The organism is Synechococcus sp. RS9902, assembly GCF_014279635.1.
Taxonomy (GTDB): domain Bacteria; phylum Cyanobacteriota; class Cyanobacteriia; order PCC-6307; family Cyanobiaceae; genus Parasynechococcus.
This window is the reverse complement of the sequence record NZ_CP047949.1, coordinates 1756606-1773052: the sequence shown is the minus strand read 5'-3', so window position 1 is coordinate 1773052 and position 16447 is coordinate 1756606. Positions and strand designations below refer to the sequence as shown.

The following is a 16447-nucleotide window of genomic DNA, read 5'->3' as shown; positions in this document are numbered from 1 at the left end:
GGCATGGCGCCCTATCGCCTTGATGTGGTGAGCCTGGCGCCGCAGGCGTTTGCTCCTCTGCTGGAGCTGGGGGTGATCGGTCGTGCCTTCAACGCGGGCATTGCCGAGTTGCATCTGCATAACCCGAGGGACTTCGCCACGGATCGCCATCGCAAGGTGGACGACGAGCCCTATGGGGGCGGTGCCGGCATGGTGCTCAAGCCCGAGCCGGTGTATGCCGCGATGGAGGCGATTCCCCGCAGTCCCCGCAGCCGGGTGCTGTTGATGTCACCGCAGGGGCGTCCCCTGCAGCAGGCGGATCTGCAGCGTTGGTCCAGTGACCACGATCAACTGGTTTTCCTATGCGGTCACTACGAGGGCTTCGACGAGCGGATTCGCGGCCTGGCCGATGAGGAGGTGTCGATGGGTGATTTCGTCCTCACCGGTGGTGAGCTGCCGGCGATGACGGTGATCAATGGTGTGGTGCGCCTGCTGCCCGGCACGGTGGGGACCGCCGATTCCCTGGTGGAGGAAAGCCACACTGCACTCCTCCTGGAACACCCGCACTACACCCGCCCCGCCGACTTCCGCGGTATGACCGTTCCGGATGTGCTGCGCAGTGGCGACCACGGTGCCATCGCCCGGTGGCGCCAGGAGCAGCGGGAGCAGCGCACCCGCGAGCGGCGGCCCGATCTGTTTGCCCGCTGGCAGACCGCGACAATGAATGCCCCTTCAGATCCCGGCATGGAGCTGCGCATCGGCAACGGATACGACATCCATCGGCTGGTGCCCGGACGGGCCCTCATCCTCGGGGGTGTGACCCTGGACCATCCCGATGGTCTTGGCCTGGATGGCCACAGCGATGCCGATGTGCTGGTGCATGCGGTGATGGATGCGCTGCTCGGGGCCCTCGCCCTCGGTGACATCGGCAAGTATTTCCCCCCCACCGATCCCCAATGGAAAGGGGCCGACAGCTTGAAGCTGCTGGATCAGGTGGTGAAGCTGGTGAAGGAGCGCGGCTGGTCGGTGGTGAACATCGATGCGGTGGTGATCGCTGAGCGCCCCAAACTCAAGCCGCATATCACCGAGATGAGCAGCCGAATGGCGTCTGCGATCGGCATCGCCCCCGATGCCGTCGGTGTGAAGGCCACCACCAATGAAGGCTTGGGTCCGGAGGGACGGGAAGAGGGCATCAGTTGCCAGGTTGTGGCCCTGCTGCAGCGGAGCTGAACCGTGCATCGCCTCAGGTCTGTTCTGCTTAGGGTCATCGCACCTTGTTTGGCGTTGGTTCTGTTGTTGGGCGGGCTTTCGGAGACAGAGGTGCGGGCAGAGTCCGACCCGACACGTGGTGACGTGGTGGCTGTGGTGGAGCACCTGCGGCTGCAGGTCCCCCGGGAGAGCCGTGAGCAGTGGATGGCGGCGGAACGCGGCAGCTGGGAGCCTTGGCTGAAGCAACAGCCGGGTTTTCTGGGCCGTGATCTGTTCTGGGATCCGGCCACCGAAGAGGGAACGCTGCTGATTCGTTGGAGCAGTCGTAAGGCATGGAAATCGATCTCCATGGCCGAGGTGCAGACGGTTCAGGAGCGCTTCGAGACCTTGGCCCGCGAGCAAACAGGACAGCGCCAGGGCAACCCATTCCCGCTGGTGTTCGAAGGGGAACTGTTGCCGCAGTGACCACGCCGGATGCTCGCCTCGATCTGCGGCGCCGTCAGCGCTTGGGCATGGTCGAGGCCGTGTGGGGGGAACACAAGACAGCCGATCAGATCATCGCCATCCTTGAAAGCTTTGCCGCAGCAGGAGAACTGGGTCTGGTGACCCGGGTGGATCCTGAAAAGGCGGCACGGGTGTGTGAGGCGTTGCCGGCGGTGGAGCTGCATCCCAACGCTCGCTGCCTCACCCTGGGTGCACTGCCTCCTGTGCCTGCGTCACCGGCTTCGGTGGCGGTGCTCAGCGGAGGCAGCAGTGATCGCACGGTGGTGGAGGAGGTCAGCTTGGCCCTGCGTTGCCATGGCATCGGCGTGGATCCTGTGATGGATGTGGGGGTGGCTGGATTGCACCGCTTGCTGGATCAACTGCCCCGTCTGGCCACGGCGCGGATCCTGATCGCCTGCGCGGGAATGGAGGGTGCGTTGCCGACGGTCCTGGCTGGTCTGGTGCCGCAACCCGTGATCGGCGTTCCGGTTTCGGTTGGCTACGGAATCAGCGCAGGGGGACGAACCGCGTTGGAAGGAATGCTCGCCAGCTGTGCTCCAGGCCTGACGGTGGTGAATATCGACAACGGCTACGGCGCAGCCATGGCTGCACTACGGATGCTCAGGGGCTGTGCCCCGGAAGCTTCAAGCTGAGGGTTCAAGCCGCAGCGGAAGGATCGATCTGGCCGAGACGTTGCAGTTCAGCACTGTTCTGATCGCACTCCACCTGCTGAAGCGCATGCACAAGAGAATCAAGATCAGCGCGCGCCAGCTCACCGTCCTGTTGCCATTGCATGGAGCGGGGGTCGGGAGCCAACGCTGGAGGTGCGCAATCTGATCAGGTCAAATTAGGTCTGATCACTGGGGAGAAATACTCAGAAAACCTATAGATGAGCCATAAAGGCTCAGGCCTCTCAGAGATGTTGGAGGTTGGGGTAGGCCGTCACCAGGTCGTTGGCGCTCAGCACATCTCCGCGGCCTTCCGGTTGCCAGATCACTTCCAGGGCCATGAGTTCACTGGAGGCTGTGGAACCAAGAATGCGAAGGGTCTGGCGCAGATCTTCTCCGGTGTCGGCTCCGGCGAGCTTGGCCGATGCCGTGGAGGCCACCAGCAAGGTCACAACGATGAATTCGTTGGTGGCATCCGCGTCTCCAGAGCTGTTGCTCGTGTCCGTGGTCCGCTGACCACCGACGTTGCTGGTGAGCTCAGCGTCCAGCTTGCTGCGCTCGTTCATCGAGAGGCGATTGAACGTCGATTCAGCCGAACTGAAGGGAACACTGCCGCTCTCGGCATTGGCGTAAACCCAGAGGTCCGGTTGGCGCAGCAGGGCCAGGGTTGTCTCCTGCAGCAGCCTTTGCAGACCGGCGGAACTGCTGGTGTCTGAAGAGGCGGCCAAGGAGCGCAGATCCTCCTGCAGGGATTTGGCACTGGCCAGCAGGCCCACCTGCACCTGAATCATGTTCACGTTGCGCGGCATGGCCGGCGCTGCAGCAGCACCACCGATCGAGGGGGCATTGCCAACGCCACGAAGAGCGTTCACAAGCACGCCTGCGACCGCCATCAGGATAAGCAGACCAAACAGTCCCCCACCACCGAAGCCGAAGATGGGGATGAGGAAGGGGAAGCCCATCCCGCCGCCGCGGTAGCCACCGCCGTAGCCGCCACCGCGGTAACTCCCACCGGATCGAGGCATCGAAGGAGCGCGGAAACTGCCCCCTCCCATGCGCCCACCGCGGGCGGCATCAGCCGGCTGTGCCTGGAACAGGAACAGCCCCGCAATCACCAGCGGCAACAGCAGTGATGCGAGCAGTCGTCGGGATCGTGTCAACAGTCGGGGAGTGGCCACAGCAGCGCCCACAGCATTGATGGAGCGACTCTAGGAACCACCACCAACGATGGTGACGATCTCAAGGGTGTCGTCATCCTTCACCACGATGCTGTCCCAGCGGCTGCGGGGTGCGATCACACCGTTGTGCTCGGCCACCACCAGCTGGGGGTTGTTGGCCAGCAAGGCAACAACCGCCGCCAGGCTGGCGGGATCCGGTGCTGGATCCAGCACGCGGGTTTCACCGTTGACCATAAGGGTGAGAGGCATGGCTCAGAACGTGGCGTGGTCCAGCTGCTGGAGCAGTTGCCGCGAGGCCAGACCGCTGTCATCTGCGTGCATGATCGCGCCGATCACGGCCGCGCGCTGGCCACCTGCCTTGAGCAGTGCCGGCAGGTTGGCCGAGGTGATTCCACCGATGGCGAAGACGGGGCGTTGGCTGATCGCAGTGGCCTGCGCCAGGAGCTCCACACCAACAGGCTTCCGCTCGGGTTTGACGGAAGTGCAATGGATCGGGCCGAAGCCGAGATAGTCGATTGGCTCCTGCTGAGCCTGATGAACCTGATCGATGCTGTGGGTGCTGCGGCCCAGCAGACGATCAACGCCCAACAGATCGCGGGCCACCTCGCTGGGCATGTCGTCCTGGCCCAGGTGCACCCCATCCGCATCCACCGCCAAGGCCAGGTCCACACGGTCGTTGATGAACAACAGCGCCCCGAAGCGGTCGCAAAGGTGCCTGAGTTGCAGAGCCTCCTGTAGGCGTTCGCGGTCGTTCCCCGCTTTGCAGCGGTACTGCACCATCCCCACGCCGTTCCGCAGGGCGGCCTCCACCCGATCGCTCAGGTCATCGCAGGGGGTTGTGATCAGGCAGAGGCGAGCGTCCTTGAGCTTGTTGCGTCGCCGTGCTCCCAGGGTGGCGTTGAGGCAGGTCACCTCCAGGTCGTAAAGCCCGTAGCGGATCGCTGCGGCTTCAGCGGCCAGCGCAGGATCGATGGTGCGGCCGTACTCCTCCAGCACCCGCAACGCCTCCTGCACCCGGGCGCAGTTGGCCGCCACCACGTGATCGGGGCTGTGGCGATCGAGTTGGGCCGGATGCTCCAGTCCGGCGCCGGTGTCGGTGCTGGTGGAGCGGGCCTGCTTGTAGCTGGCGTGATGCAGTCGCCCCAGACGTTGACGCCAGTCCTTGAGGCGCACCACCAGATCTTGTTGCTCCAGCCCGAAGCGGCACCAGTCCTCAACCACCCTCAGGCCTTCCCGGGCACGGTCGAGGTTGGCGTCGATCAGGCGTGCCACCCGTGGATCCAGGGATGCATCGCTTGGGGTTGGATTCATGGCACCCTGTGGGGAACGGTTTCGGCGTCGGTCATGGAGAACGGTGGTTCTGAGAGCACCATGCACGTTCTGGTCTGGGGAATCGTCCTTCTCGGCGGCATCGGCGTATTCATCGTGTGGGGGCTGGTGAATGCCTATCCGACCGCGGCCTGAGAACCGGTCTGAAGGATCGCGCGGGCCTGGGCTGCGTCGCGGCCGATCTGGCTGCTGAGCTCCTCGAGGCCGCTGAATTTGGTCTGGCCGCGCAAGCGCTGCACCGGCTCGACGCCCAGCTGCCGGCCTTCCAGTTCCAGGCTCTGATCCAGAAGGTGCACCTCCACGGCTGAAGGGGACGTGGGATCGATCGTGGGTTGGGGCCCGAGGTTCATCACGGCTGGTAGCCGATCGCCATCCCCATCCAGTTGGGCCCAGGCGGCGTAGACGCCAAGCCCTGGCAAGGCCTTACGGCCATCCACCTGGAGATTGGCGGTGGGCCAGCCCAGTTCACGCCCCAGGCCTCGGCCCCGCACCACCCGTCCCTGAAAGCGGTAGGCCCGGCCCAGCAAGGCTTTGGCGGTGGTGAGGTCGGCCTGGTCGAGGGCCGCGCGGATGCGGCTGCTGCTCATCCGGCCCTCTTGGTCTTCAACGATCGGCACCACCTTCACCTCAACGCCGCTGCGAGCCGCCAGCCGTTCCAGCATTTCGGCGTCACCGCGCCGCTGATGACCGAAGCGGAAGTTGGTGCCCACGGCAATGCGCCGGGCCTGAAGTGTGTTCAGCAGCATGCTGGTGACGAAGTCCTCCGCACTCAGCTGAGCCAACTCGCGGGTGAAGGGCACCAGCACGAGCTGCTGGATCCCCAGCGGTTCCAGCAGAGCGAGTTTTTCGCTGGGTAGATCCAGCCTCAGGCGTGCCTCCCCGAACAGCACCTCACGGGGATGCGGCCAGAAGCTCACCACCGAGGCAACGGCATCGTCCGGGCTGTCCTGGATGGCCTCGGCGATCACGCGGCGATGGCCGGCATGCAGGCCATCGAAACTCCCCAGCGCCAGGGCAGTGGGCCGACGGGCTTCCTCTGGAGAGCAGAGCGGAATCAAAGAGGTGCAGAAGGGGCGCTTTGGTGGCAAGTTTGAACGACCGAGCACCAGGGCATGCCAGACCGCCTCGATTTCCAGAAGTTGTCGTTCGGCGTGCGTCGGATGGGATGGATCCGGTTCTGGATCCAGGTGGTCCTCGGCATCGTTGTGGTGGGCGTTCTGCTGTTCAACAACATCGGCGGCAGCCTGGCCCGCAATTCCGAACGTGCCTTGGGTCTGGGGCCTGGTCTTTCGCTCACATCCCTGGCCTTCCTCGTGCTGCTGTTCAGCCTCTGGCAGGGCTGGCTGATCGTTCGGACCGGTCGGGCCATCGACAGCGCGGCCCGTCCCAGTCGGGGCGAGGTGGCGCGGCTGATCAAACGGGGGCTGTTGGCGGATCTTCTGGGTCTCACCTTCGCCACCATTGGCTATCAGGCCCTCGCTGGCAGCCTGTTCGTGCAGGCCTCAATGCAGACTCCCGGAATTGCCATCGGCGGCCGCGGCATGGCCGACAACCTGGCGATCACCTCCCTGGAAATGCTGTCTGTGCTCAGCAACACCCAGGTGCTGTTCGCCCACCTGATCGGGGTGTTGTTCTCCCTTTGGTTGCTGCAGCGGGTTTACCGCACCAGTTGATCCTTGAGCTTGAGCTGTGGCAGTCCGCTGAGGGGGCCCCGCCAGAACAGGTCGGGCTGGATCGGTGTGAGTGAGGGGGAATTGGCGTGGATCTGAGCCACATCACTGGGCCAATCCCTTGGGCCTTCTCCGGCTGATTCGAGATCCTGCACGGCTTCTCCGGCCAGCCAGTAGTAGGCCCGGCCACGGGGGTCTTCCCGACGGCTGAATTGCTCGTCGTAGCGCCGGATCGAGAGACGGGTCCAGCGCAGTGCTCCCATCTCCTCCCGGGCACAGGGGGGGATGTTGAGGTTGAGCAGCAGGTTGTCGGGCCACTGGTCGGCGATGGCCTGTTCACTCACCTCAAGGGCAAGATCGGCGGCCGCCTGGAACTGACGCCACTGGAAGCAGGCGCTGCTCACCGCCAGGGAACGAATGCCCTCAAGGGTGCCTTCCATCGCTGCGGCAACGGTGCCGGAGCAGAACACATCTGTTCCCAGGTTGGGGCCGTGATTGATGCCGGAGAGCACCAGGTCTGGCTTCTCCTTCACCAGTTCGAACAGGGCCAGCTTCATGCAGTCGGCGGGGGTGCCACTGCAGGCCCAGGCGGTGACCCCTGGGGCGAACAGTTCATCGGCCCGCTCGGCGCGGATGGGGGTCTGCAGGGTGAGGCCATGGCCTGTGGCCGACCGTTCCTGATCCGGGCAGACCACCGTCACCTCATGGCCGCGGGCTGCCGCTGCGGCGGCCAGGGTTCGGATGCCGTCAGCGAAGACCCCATCGTCATTGCTGATCAGGATCCGCAGCGGGGCCATGGGGTCATACGCACTGAGGTGAACCTAAGCGGCACGGCTGCTTACAGTCGGCAGCTGTCTGTTCCATCCCTGTGAGCGCACCTGTCACCCTGCAGCAGCTCACCGATCAACTCGATGCCCTCGAGCAGCAGGCCGCGGCGGAGATCGCCGAGGCGGCCGATGCCGCTGCGCTGGAGCAACTGCGGGTCGGGCTGCTGGGCAAGAAGGGCCGCATCTCCGGTGTGCTCGGGGCGATGGGGAAGTTGCCCGGTGAGGAGCGTCCCCTGGTGGGTCAGCGCGCCAACGTGCTGAAAACGCAGGTGCAGTCGCTGTTGGGAGAGCGGCTCCAGGCCGTGAAGCAGGCGGCCATGGCGGAGCGCATCGCCAGGGAAAGCCTCGATGTCACCGCCCCGGCTTCCGGGGTGCCGATGGGGCATCGCCATCCCCTTATCACCACAACTGAAGAGATCGTCGATCTGTTCCTGGGCCTCGGCTACAGCGTGGCCGAGGGGCCTGAGGTGGAACGGGACCACTACAACTTCACTGCGCTGAACATCCCCGAGGACCATCCAGCCCGGGACATGCAGGACACCTTTTATCTCGGTGGTGATCTGCTGATGCGGACCCACACCTCCCCAGTGCAGATCCGTCACCTCGAAGAGAACCCGCCGCCGGTGCGGATCGTGGCTCCCGGACGGGTGTATCGCCGCGATGCCGTTGATGCCACCCACTCGCCGGTGTTCCACCAGGTGGAGGTGCTGGCCATTGATGAAGGGCTCGATTTCAGCCACCTGCGCGGCACGGTGATGGCCTTCCTTAAGGCCTTCTTCGGGGACCTGCCAGTGCGTTTCCGGGCCAGTTATTTCCCCTTCACCGAGCCCTCCGCCGAGGTGGATGTGCAGTGGCGCGGCCGCTGGCTGGAGGTGATGGGCTGCGGCATGGTGGATCCCGCCGTGCTGGAAGGGCTGGGCCTCGATCCGGAGCGGTACAGCGGTTTTGCCGCGGGCCTTGGGGTGGAGCGCTTCTGCATGGTGCGCCATGGCATTGACGACATCCGCCGGCTGTACACCAGCGATCTGCGCTTCCTCGAGCAGTTCTGATCGGGAACCTTCGTTACTGAGCGGCGTTCTGTTCTCGCGCGTCCCATAGGCTGAGGCTGACCTCTACCCGTCGTGGATCAGTGCCCCGGATCGGACTGATCGTCAATGACGGCAAGCCGCTGGCGGTGCAGACGGCGGACACGATTCAGCAGCGCCTGGAGGCTGCCGGCCATGCCGTGGAGCGGGCCAGCAGTTCCGGGGGCATGGTGGGCTTTGCCAACCCCGATCAGCACCTGCGCCTGCGCGGCTACAGCGCCTGTGTGCCCAAGGGCTTCGATCAATCGATGGTGTTGGCCATCGTGCTGGGGGGTGACGGCACGGTGCTTTCCGCCGCGCGGCAGACCGCCCCAGTGGGGATTCCGATTCTTACGATCAACACGGGCCACCTGGGATTTCTGGCCGAGGCCTATCTCGATGATCTGGATCGCGCCCTCGATGTGGTGCTCACCCAGCAATGGACGATCGAGGAACGCAGCAACCTCGTGGTGAGCGTGATGCGGGGTGATCAGCGCCGCTGGGAGGCGCTGTCTCTCAACGAGATGGCCCTGCACCGTGAGCCGCTCACGAGCATGTGCCACTTCGAGATCGCCATCGGCCGCCACGCCCCGGTGGATATTGCCGCTGATGGTGTGATCCTCTCCACGCCGACGGGTTCGACGGCCTACGCCCTCAGCTCCGGTGGGCCGGTGATCACGCCGGATTGTCCGGTGCTGCAACTCACCCCGATCGCGCCCCATTCCCTGGCCTCCCGCGCCCTGGTGTTCAGCGACCGTGAACCCGTCACGATTTTTCCAGCCACGCCGGAGCGGCTGATGATGGTGGTGGACGGCAGTGCCGGTTGCTACGTCTGGCCGGAAGATCGGGTGCTGATCCGCCGCAGCGATCACCCGGTGCGCTTTGTGCGCCTCGCCGACCATGAGTTCTTCCAGGTGCTGCGCAACAAATTGGGTTGGGGCCTGCCCCACATCGCCAAGCCCGAGCGGGAATGAACGCTGATCCCCTGTTGCTGTTGGCAGGCCCTTCGGCGGTGTCGCTGGCGCCCCGTCTGGCTGCATCGGGCTACGCCACCCTCGACTGGCTCAGTGCCGGGCCCTCGGCCCATGCCCCTGAACCGGGTGAATCTCCAGTGGCCGCTGTGCTGGCGGCCGATCAGGCCGCATTGATTCAAGACCTGCGCAGCCGTTTCGGGGCCATGCCGATCCTGTTGGATCTGGAACGCGACAGCGTTGAGGCTCGCGCCGCCTGTCTGGGAAGCGGTGCCGATGATTTCTGGCTCTCGGAGATCGGGCCCAGCGATCTGTTGTTGCGTCTGCGCCTGCATCGCACGATTCAACAGCGCTCGGGGCAGCGACCGGCGCTGCTTGAGCTGGACGATCTCAGTGTCGATCCCGCCAACCGAACGGTGCGGCGGGGAGACCGTGTGGTGGCGTTGACGGCCCGGGAATTCATGCTGTTGCAGGTGCTCTTGCGGCGGCGCGGCCAGGTGTTGAGCCGCGAGCTGCTGCTTCAGGAGGTGTGGCAGGGGGAGCGTTCCAGCAGCAATGTTGTGGAGGTGTACGTGCGCTATCTCCGCCAGAAGCTGGAGGCCGGTGGAGAACGCCGTTTGCTGCACACCGTGCGCGGCCGGGGCTATTGCCTCGGGCAGGTGTTGCCGGAGGCTTGAGCGGCCATGGATGCTCTGCCCCCTGAGTCACCGCCGCAATGGCTGCCGGTTGAGGCCCGCTGGTGCGTGGCCCAGCAGCGTTGCATTGATCTCGAGGTGGCCCGCAGTCCGGAGCAGCAGCGGCTGGGCTTGATGCAGAGGCCGGCTCTGCCGCCCTTGCGCGGGATGTGGTTTCCCTTTGCCACCCCCCAGCCGCAGCGCTTCTGGATGTTCAACACCCTTGCGCCACTGGACATGATCTTTGTGCGCGATGGGCGGGTGCTCGATCTGGTGCCTGCCGTTCCCACCTGTGCTGCCCTGCCCTGCCGCTCCTACGCCGCCGATGCCGATGGCAATGGACGGGCCGATTTCGTTGATGCGGTGATTGAGATCGGTGCCGGTGAGGCGCAGCGGCTTGGCATTGGCATCGGCGATCCGGTTCGGATCACCCCGCTCAAGTCTTCCCCGTGAAGCCGGCTTGAGCCGGCTTCGTTCCCGTCACGATCAAGGTGGGGTTCATCGGAGCCAGGCGGGTGCCATCCCCCAGCGGTTGTCCCCGCCAGGCCTGCAGTTGCTGCACGCGCACGGCCAATCCAACGTCCTCGAGCAGCGGCCGAACGCTGGCCAAGGCCTCGATGCTCGCCAGGGGGATCACCACAACACCTCCAGATCGCAGTCGCGTCAGCACCTCCTGCAGCAAGCGCTCCCGTTGGGCGCCCCCGCCCCCGAGCAGAACCCGGTCGGGCTGGCTGAGCTGGCTTGGGAGCTCGCCGTTCAGCACCGTGGTGGCGTCGGCCTCCAGCACCGCCGCAGGGCTGACGCCGAGCCGTTGTGCATTGCGTTGGATCAGTTGCGCGCCACCGGCGCGGCGTTCCACCGCCAGCAGTTGCAGCCCTGGGCGCAAGCGCAGCGCCTCGAGACCAACGCTGCCGGTGCCGGCCCCCAGATCCCAGAGCACGCCCTGTGGCGGCAAGGCGAGTTCGGCCAGCAGTTGGATGCGCACCTCCCGCTTGGTCATCAATCCGGGGTGATCGCTGTGCTGCAGGTAGAGCCCGTCATCGAGCCCGAACAACGGCAGCTGATGCGGATCCGGTGCGGCCGGTTCTCGGGCGATCAGCAGTGCAATCAGCAGCGGCTGCAGATCTATTGGTAGTGCGGTGCCTGGGGCGATCAGCTGCACCCGTTCATCGGGGTGGCCGAGGTTTTCGCAGAGCCACAGGTCCGTGCTGGCCTCCAGCCCGCTGCTGCGCAATATCTGCTGCACGGTGATGGCGCCCCCCTGGTTCGGATCCGTCAGCACCGCCAGGGCTGCGGGTCGCTTCTGCAGGGTGCTGGCCAGGATTTCGGGGTCCCGTCCGTGCAGGCTCACCCAGTCGGCGTCCTGCCAGGGGCGCCCGATGCGGGAGAAGGCCAGCTGCAGCGATGTGGGGGCGGGATGAAACCGCAGCCGCTCTGCCCCGATGCGGTCGCAAAGGATGCGCCCCAGGCCGAACCAGAGCGGATCGCCGCTGGCCAGCACCACTACGGGCTTTTCCGCAGGCCTGGATTGCAGGCTGTCCACCAGAGCCCGCGGGTCATCGCTGCTGATCAGCTCGGGCTTGGCGTCCCCCAGCCAGTCCTGCAGAGCAGCTTGCAACCGCTGCGGTGCTGCAATCACGGTGGCCGTCCGCAGTAGCGTCTGCTGTGGAGCGGGCAACGAGGCGGGCGCCCCGGCGTCGGTGCCGATCACATCGATCATCCCGTCATTCTGGTGTGAGGGTTTGTGGGGCCATGGCAGGGGGTGATCTGCTGGTGGATCGCTTGGTGGCTGGGGGCTTCCTGCGTCCTGCGGTGCTGCTTCGAGGCTTGCAGCTGCGTCGCCCGGCCCTCTCCTGCTGGAGGGTGGGCCTGGTGATGGGACTCAGTGGCCTGCTGGTGGAGCCCCTGGCTTGGCTGCAGTCGTGGCTGTGGGCTCGCCGCTTGCGGAAGGCTGAACTGCCGGACGATCCGATTGTGGTGATTGGTCACTGGCGCAGTGGCACCATCTATCTGCATCAGTTGCTGGCCTGTGACCCCACGCTGGCCACGGCGCGCAATTCGCTCACCACGGCGCCGCAGGTGGCCTTGCTGCTCAAACCCTAGATTCGCTGGGCACTCCAAGCGTGGATGACGCGGAAGCGGCCGATCGACGCGGTGCCCTGGGGTCCGAATGACCCCCAGGAGGATGAGCTCGGTCTGGCCCGACTCAGCATCGACACCAACATGGCGGGCATGGCCTTCCCCCTGGCCTACTCCTGGTTTTTCCGGCGCAATGTTCTGGGTTCCTCCGCTGCCTTCGAGCGGCAGTGGCTGCACTTCACCAAGCTCACCTGGCTCCATGACGGGTATGGGAAGGCGGGACTGCTGATCAAGAACAGCGCTCATTCCGCCCGGGTGGAGTTGGTGCTGCGCCACTTCCCCAGGGCGCGCTTTGTGCTCCTGCGGCGTGATCGGCAGGATTCGATCCGCTCGCTGGTTCAGGTGAAGCAGCGGTTGGGTTCACTAGTGGAGCTTCAGCCCCTGCCCGATGCCGTCACCCAGGTGGAGGAAACGGTGGCTGCCCATCGCAAGCTGCTTGAGGACTTTGAGGCGTCTCGGCACCGGATTCCTGCGGGGCAGTTGGTTGAATTGCCTTATGAGGAGTTGATCCGCCACCCCCTCGCTGCGCTGAAACGGATCTATGACGAACTCGGGCTCAGCAGCTGGCCAGTGGCGCAGGCCCCGCTGTCGGCTCGGATTGCCCAAGCCCGCAGCTACACCGCTGATCCGGTGACCCTGCCCTTGGCGGCGGAACAGCGCCTGAACGACCTGATGGAGGAGGCATGACCCCAGCCCAAGATCGTCGCCAACGCTTGCACGAGCTTGTGATTGCCTTGATTGCTCAGCAGGACGATCTGCCCTTGCTCGATCCCGATCAGCCCGACCTGGAGGGGACGGCCCCTGGCCGTTGGCTGGATCAGAACCGCCGCAGCCTGCATCGCTATCAAGCCTTGGTCCGCACGGCGGTCACCTTGGATGCCCTGCTGGATGCCGAAGACAATCCCTCACCACTGTCTGCAGGTTGATGTCTGCGGGCTGATGTCTGCAGGCTGATCGCAACGGCTGGCTGATCGCGTCAAACCTGGCAATCTGGGGCGACTCTCGGCCCCTGCATGGCTTCGTTCGGTTGGTCCGCTCTGAACTCCCTGCTGGGTCGCGGCAAGCAAGCCAAGGGCTGGCAGCCACCGGAGGCCTCCTGGAGCCGACCCTTTGGCCTGGGCTGGGACAAGCCCTACACGGTTCGCTATGCCAGCAACCTCGACGACGGCCCCAACCATGGCATGCCGCTGGGGGGCTTCGGAGCTGGCTGCTTCGGGCGGGCGCCCGACGGCAACATCAACCTCTGGCACCTCGATGGCGGCGAGCACTGGTTTGGGGTGCTGCCCGATTGCCAGTTCGCTCTGTTTGAAGGGAATGGCCGCGGCAAGCGTGCCCACGCCCTGGCGGTTCAGCCGGATCAGGATGCCTCGCGGCCGGAGGCTGGCCAGCCGCTGAAGGCCTGGGAGTGGTACCCGGCCAGCACGCCGGATCGCAGCACCGGCACCTATTCCGCCCGTTACCCCCTCAGCTGGACCAGCTATGAGGGCGTTTATGACGCCGAGGTGCGTTGTGAGGCCTTCAGCCCGATCCTGCCGGGTGATTACCAGCGCACCAGCTACCCGGTGGCGGTGTTCGTCTGGACGCTGCGCAATCCCACGGATCAGCCTCTTGATTTGTCGTTGCTGCTGAGTTGGCGCAACACCACCGGCTGGTTCACCAACACCGATGCCTCGGCGGAGATTCACTTCCGCGATGACGGAAGCCCGGAGCACAACTACGCCCCGGCCATCGGCAGCACCACCGGCCAGCGCAACCGTTGCATTGACGATGGCTCCCTCAAGGGAGTGGTGCTGGAGGGCAAAGTCTCCAACCCCGTTGCCGAAGGTGAGGGCCAGTGGTGCATTGCCACAGCCGAGCAGCCCGGGGTCACGATCCAGCGCTGCAGTCGCTGGAATCCCAGCGGTGATGGGCGTGAGCTGTGGGACAGCTTCAGTGCTGATGGCTCCATCCCTGAAAGCAACAACGACCGACGCAGTGGATCCGACGATCCCCTCAGTGCTGCGCTGGCGGTGCAGTGTCAGCTGGCCCCCGGGCAGAGCATTGAGATTCCGCTGGTGATCAGCTGGGATCTGCCTGTGACGGCTTTTGCCACCGGCAGCCAGGCGCTGCGCCGCTACACCGATTTCTTCGCTGCGGATGCCAACCAGGCGGTTGCCATTGCCGCTGAAGCGCTGCGTGACTGGCGCAGTTGGCGACAGCAGATCGAGGCCTGGCAGCAGCCGGTGCTGCAACGCCAGGACCTGCCGGAACCGCTGCGGATGGCTCTGTTCAATGAGCTCTACGACCTCTGCAGAGGCGGCAGTCTCTGGAGTGCGGCATCACCGGAGGATCCCTACGGTCGTTTCGGCGTTCTCGAGTGCCTCGACTACGCCTGGTACGAAAGTCTTGACGTTCGTCTCTACGGATCCCTGGCCCTGCTGCAGCTCTGGCCGGAACTCGACAAGGCCGTGCTGCGCAGCTTTGCCCGGGCGATTCCGGCCGCAGATGCCACCCAGCGCCCAATCGGTTGGTACTTCACCCAGGGCAAGGGCCGGGTGGAAGCTGACCGCAAGGTGAAAGGAGCCACCCCCCACGACCTGGGGGCTCCCAACGAGATCCCCTGGGATGCGACCAACTACACCGCTTATCAAGACTGCAACCTCTGGAAAGACCTCGGCAGCGACTTTGTGCTGCAGGTGTGGCGCACGTTCAAGCTCGCCCCCAGTGGTGAAGACATCCGCTTCCTCGCCGATTGCTGGCCGGCGGCCGTGGAGGCGCTGCGCTACCTCAAAACGTTTGATGTGAACAACGACGGCCTGCCCGATAACGGCGGTGCTCCGGATCAGACCTTCGACGACTGGCCCCTCAAAGGGGTGAGTGCCTACTGCGGTGCCCTCTGGATTGCTGCGCTTGAGGCTGCCCTGGCCATGGCCCAGACGCTGCAACTCAGCACTGGGCTCGATACCTCCGCTGAGCAAAGGGAATTCAGCGGTTGGCTGGAGCAATCCCGAGGCAATTTCGACAAGCTGCTCTGGAACGGCGAGTACTACGACATTGATGCCGAAAGCGGCACGCCGGTGGTGATGGCCGATCAGCTCTGCGGCGATTTCTATGCACGGCTCCTGGGCCTGCCGCCGGTGGTGAGTGACAACAACAGCCGCAGCACCTTGAAGGCGGTGAAGGAGGCCTGCTTCGAGGCTTTCGATGGTGGATCCCTCGGTGTGGCCAATGGTCTTCGTCGCGATGGCACGCCTTTGGATCCCAATGGCACCCACCCGCTCGAGGTGTGGACGGGGATCAACTTCGGGATCGCCAGCTACTACCGCCTGATGGGAGACAAGCAGACGGCGCAAGCGATCTGCTCAGCGGTTGTCGAGCAGGTGTATTCCGGTGGTCTGCAGTTCCGCACCCCTGAGGCGATCACCGCGGTGAACACCTACCGGGCTTGCCACTACCTCAGGGCCATGGCCATCTGGGGGCTCTGGGCCACGGAGACTGATTGGACGCTCATCCCCGGAGCGGATGCCCGTTGAAGCGTGGCGCTGGGGGATTCACCGAACTGGTTGCGGTAATCCCTGGCGAAGTGATTGCGGCTCTGGAAGCCGTAATGGCAGGCAATCTCGTGCACGGTGCTGCCGCCAATCGCCTGCTGCACCTCCGGGGAGCTGAGGGCGTGATGCACCTGGCTGAGCCGGATCTGTTTCAGCAACGCCATGGGGCCGGTGCCGAAGCTCTGGCGGCAGTGGTGAACGATCGAAGAACGCGAGGCGAAGATAGTGGCGCTGAGATCGTTGAGCGTGATCGCTTGGCCGGTGTTCTTGAACCCCCAAGCCACCAAATCCTTCATCAGTCCTGCCTCCACACCCAGTTCACCACTGGCTGTTCCCTGCAGCTGATGGGGTGACAACGTCTCCAGCGCCGCCACTTCCACCAGATCCTCCTGGCCCCCTCCCATCAGCTGGGCCTGGATCAAGCTGCTGATCTCTGCAAAACGCTGGGGGTGGATGTTGGCGGAGTTGGACCTGTGGATCACCTCGAGCGTCTGGGGATCACCGGTGGCGGTGGCGAGCTGTTCAAATCGTGTTTGGGAGACGAGGACAACCTGGATGTGGGCCCCTGCCGGAAGCTGAACAAAAGCGTCGCTCAGGCCGGCATGAAAACCATGCAGTGAGCAGGGTTGTGTTTCCTTCCCTCGAACCACCGGCAGCTGATCGGTGGTGTTCAAGCTGAGGGGCAACACCCCAGGGCGTCGGTTGCCCTGAAGAAGCAGGTCTTGA

General features: G+C 64.9%; 20 protein-coding genes. 12 read left to right on the top strand and 8 right to left on the bottom strand.

Annotated elements, in window-relative coordinates:
• Window positions 1-3: 3 nt before the first annotated feature.
• From trmD to larB, 3 genes are all read left to right on the top strand, one after another.
• The gene (trmD, locus tag SynRS9902_RS09785) at window positions 4-1209 is read left to right on the top strand and encodes a tRNA (guanosine(37)-N1)-methyltransferase TrmD (RefSeq protein ID WP_186508989.1); all 1206 of its coding nucleotides are present in this window, start codon (window positions 4-6) and stop codon (window positions 1207-1209) included.
• Window positions 1210-1299: 90 nt separating this feature from the next.
• Window positions 1300-1653 (top strand): TIGR03792 family protein, encoded by a 354-nt coding sequence (locus SynRS9902_RS09780; RefSeq protein WP_370586296.1) that lies wholly within the window; start codon window positions 1300-1302, stop codon window positions 1651-1653.
• Window positions 1650-2324, top strand: a complete 675-nt coding sequence (larB, locus tag SynRS9902_RS09775) for a nickel pincer cofactor biosynthesis protein LarB (RefSeq protein ID WP_186508987.1) — start codon at window positions 1650-1652, stop codon at window positions 2322-2324. Before SynRS9902_RS09780 ends, larB begins: the two co-directional genes overlap by 4 nt.
• 4 nt (window positions 2325-2328) lie before the next feature.
• Here the strand turns inward: larB and SynRS9902_RS09770 are convergent, their stop codons facing one another.
• The 5 genes from SynRS9902_RS09770 to SynRS9902_RS09750 all read right to left on the bottom strand — a co-directional run bounded on the left by SynRS9902_RS09770 (window position 2329) and on the right by SynRS9902_RS09750 (window position 5904).
• Window positions 2329-2487 (bottom strand): hypothetical protein, encoded by a 159-nt coding sequence (locus SynRS9902_RS09770; protein WP_186510683.1) that lies wholly within the window; start codon window positions 2485-2487, stop codon window positions 2329-2331.
• A gap of 97 nt (window positions 2488-2584) precedes the next feature.
• A complete protein-coding gene (locus tag SynRS9902_RS09765; protein WP_186508986.1) occupies window positions 2585-3529 on the bottom strand; it encodes a DUF1517 domain-containing protein in 945 nt (314 codons plus the stop codon).
• An 18-nt stretch (window positions 3530-3547) separates the two neighbouring features.
• A complete protein-coding gene (thiS, locus tag SynRS9902_RS09760; RefSeq protein WP_114988409.1) occupies window positions 3548-3766 on the bottom strand; it encodes a sulfur carrier protein ThiS in 219 nt (72 codons plus the stop codon).
• A 3-nt stretch (window positions 3767-3769) separates the two neighbouring features.
• Entirely contained in the window at window positions 3770-4828 is a 1059-nt protein-coding gene (locus SynRS9902_RS09755; RefSeq protein ID WP_186508985.1) for a thiamine phosphate synthase, read from the bottom strand.
• A gap of 134 nt (window positions 4829-4962) precedes the next feature.
• Window positions 4963-5904 carry a bifunctional riboflavin kinase/FAD synthetase gene (locus SynRS9902_RS09750; RefSeq protein ID WP_186510602.1) on the bottom strand — a complete coding sequence of 314 codons (942 nt, stop codon included), beginning with the start codon at window positions 5902-5904 and terminating at the stop codon, window positions 4963-4965.
• Between the two features lie 54 nt (window positions 5905-5958).
• Here SynRS9902_RS09750 and SynRS9902_RS09745 point away from each other — a divergent pair, with 54 nt between their 5' ends.
• A complete protein-coding gene (locus SynRS9902_RS09745; protein ID WP_186508984.1) occupies window positions 5959-6519 on the top strand; it encodes a DUF3611 family protein in 561 nt (186 codons plus the stop codon).
• On the opposite strand, the gene surE is transcribed toward SynRS9902_RS09745, so the two are convergent.
• Entirely contained in the window at window positions 6504-7313 is an 810-nt protein-coding gene (gene surE / locus SynRS9902_RS09740; protein ID WP_115081994.1) for a 5'/3'-nucleotidase SurE, read from the bottom strand. The genes SynRS9902_RS09745 and surE overlap by 16 nt on opposite strands.
• A 71-nt stretch (window positions 7314-7384) precedes the next feature.
• Here surE and pheS point away from each other — a divergent pair, with 71 nt between their 5' ends.
• The 4 genes from pheS to SynRS9902_RS09720 all read left to right on the top strand — a co-directional run bounded on the left by pheS (window position 7385) and on the right by SynRS9902_RS09720 (window position 10505).
• Window positions 7385-8392, top strand: coding sequence for a phenylalanine--tRNA ligase subunit alpha (gene pheS, locus SynRS9902_RS09735; protein WP_115081995.1), 1008 nt, complete (start codon window positions 7385-7387; stop codon window positions 8390-8392).
• An 80-nt stretch (window positions 8393-8472) separates the two neighbouring features.
• A complete protein-coding gene (locus tag SynRS9902_RS09730; protein ID WP_006851915.1) occupies window positions 8473-9381 on the top strand; it encodes an NAD(+) kinase in 909 nt (302 codons plus the stop codon).
• On the top strand, window positions 9378-10055 hold the full coding sequence (locus SynRS9902_RS09725) for a winged helix-turn-helix domain-containing protein (RefSeq protein ID WP_115008774.1): 678 nt from the start codon (window positions 9378-9380) through the stop codon (window positions 10053-10055). The genes SynRS9902_RS09730 and SynRS9902_RS09725 overlap by 4 nt, the downstream gene beginning before the upstream one ends.
• Window positions 10056-10061: 6 nt before the next feature.
• Window positions 10062-10505 (top strand): DUF192 domain-containing protein, encoded by a 444-nt coding sequence (locus SynRS9902_RS09720; protein ID WP_186508983.1) that lies wholly within the window; start codon window positions 10062-10064, stop codon window positions 10503-10505.
• Here SynRS9902_RS09720 and cbiE read toward each other — a convergent pair.
• Window positions 10489-11772, bottom strand: a complete 1284-nt coding sequence (cbiE, locus tag SynRS9902_RS09715; RefSeq protein ID WP_186508982.1) for a precorrin-6y C5,15-methyltransferase (decarboxylating) subunit CbiE — start codon at window positions 11770-11772, stop codon at window positions 10489-10491. The two genes, SynRS9902_RS09720 and cbiE, sit on opposite strands and share 17 nt — an antisense overlap.
• Window positions 11773-11804: 32 nt before the next feature.
• On the opposite strand from cbiE, the gene SynRS9902_RS13720 reads away from it, so the two are divergent.
• The 4 genes from SynRS9902_RS13720 (at window position 11805) to SynRS9902_RS09700 (ending at window position 15703) form a co-directional block, all read left to right on the top strand.
• On the top strand, window positions 11805-12155 hold the full coding sequence (locus SynRS9902_RS13720) for a sulfotransferase (RefSeq protein WP_255446098.1): 351 nt from the start codon (window positions 11805-11807) through the stop codon (window positions 12153-12155).
• Window positions 12156-12179: 24 nt separating this feature from the next.
• Window positions 12180-12878, top strand: a complete 699-nt coding sequence (locus SynRS9902_RS09710; protein ID WP_255446097.1) for a sulfotransferase — start codon at window positions 12180-12182, stop codon at window positions 12876-12878.
• Window positions 12875-13117 (top strand): hypothetical protein, encoded by a 243-nt coding sequence (locus SynRS9902_RS09705; RefSeq protein ID WP_186508981.1) that lies wholly within the window; start codon window positions 12875-12877, stop codon window positions 13115-13117. The genes SynRS9902_RS09710 and SynRS9902_RS09705 overlap by 4 nt, the downstream gene beginning before the upstream one ends.
• Window positions 13118-13204: 87 nt before the next feature.
• Window positions 13205-15703, top strand: a complete 2499-nt coding sequence (locus SynRS9902_RS09700) for a GH116 family glycosyl hydrolase (protein WP_186508980.1) — start codon at window positions 13205-13207, stop codon at window positions 15701-15703.
• Here the strand turns inward: SynRS9902_RS09700 and SynRS9902_RS09695 are convergent.
• Window positions 15622-16407 carry an AraC family transcriptional regulator gene (locus SynRS9902_RS09695; protein ID WP_186508979.1) on the bottom strand — a complete coding sequence of 262 codons (786 nt, stop codon included), beginning with the start codon at window positions 16405-16407 and terminating at the stop codon, window positions 15622-15624. The genes SynRS9902_RS09700 and SynRS9902_RS09695 overlap by 82 nt on opposite strands.
• Window positions 16408-16447 lie beyond the last annotated feature (40 nt).

What these genes read in the sequence shown, in the direction of transcription:
- SynRS9902_RS09725 (WP_115008774.1), top strand. Translation starts at nt 9,378, where the DNA reads ATGAACGCTGATCCCCTGTTGCTGTTGGCAGGCCCTTCGGCGGTGTCG.
- SynRS9902_RS09755 (WP_186508985.1), bottom strand. Translation starts at nt 4,828, where the DNA reads ATGAATCCAACCCCAAGCGATGCATCCCTGGATCCACGGGTGGCACGC.
- SynRS9902_RS09700 (WP_186508980.1), top strand. Translation starts at nt 13,205, where the DNA reads ATGGCTTCGTTCGGTTGGTCCGCTCTGAACTCCCTGCTGGGTCGCGGC.
- SynRS9902_RS09745 (WP_186508984.1), top strand. Translation starts at nt 5,959, where the DNA reads ATGCCAGACCGCCTCGATTTCCAGAAGTTGTCGTTCGGCGTGCGTCGG.
- SynRS9902_RS09720 (WP_186508983.1), top strand. Translation starts at nt 10,062, where the DNA reads ATGGATGCTCTGCCCCCTGAGTCACCGCCGCAATGGCTGCCGGTTGAG.
- cbiE (WP_186508982.1), bottom strand. Translation starts at nt 11,772, where the DNA reads ATGATCGATGTGATCGGCACCGACGCCGGGGCGCCCGCCTCGTTGCCC.
- thiS (WP_114988409.1), bottom strand. Translation starts at nt 3,766, where the DNA reads ATGCCTCTCACCCTTATGGTCAACGGTGAAACCCGCGTGCTGGATCCA.
- trmD (WP_186508989.1), top strand. Translation starts at nt 4, where the DNA reads ATGGCGCCCTATCGCCTTGATGTGGTGAGCCTGGCGCCGCAGGCGTTT.
- SynRS9902_RS09705 (WP_186508981.1), top strand. Translation starts at nt 12,875, where the DNA reads ATGACCCCAGCCCAAGATCGTCGCCAACGCTTGCACGAGCTTGTGATT.
- SynRS9902_RS09710 (WP_255446097.1), top strand. Translation starts at nt 12,180, where the DNA reads ATGACGCGGAAGCGGCCGATCGACGCGGTGCCCTGGGGTCCGAATGAC.
- surE (WP_115081994.1), bottom strand. Translation starts at nt 7,313, where the DNA reads ATGGCCCCGCTGCGGATCCTGATCAGCAATGACGATGGGGTCTTCGCT.
- SynRS9902_RS13720 (WP_255446098.1), top strand. Translation starts at nt 11,805, where the DNA reads ATGGCAGGGGGTGATCTGCTGGTGGATCGCTTGGTGGCTGGGGGCTTC.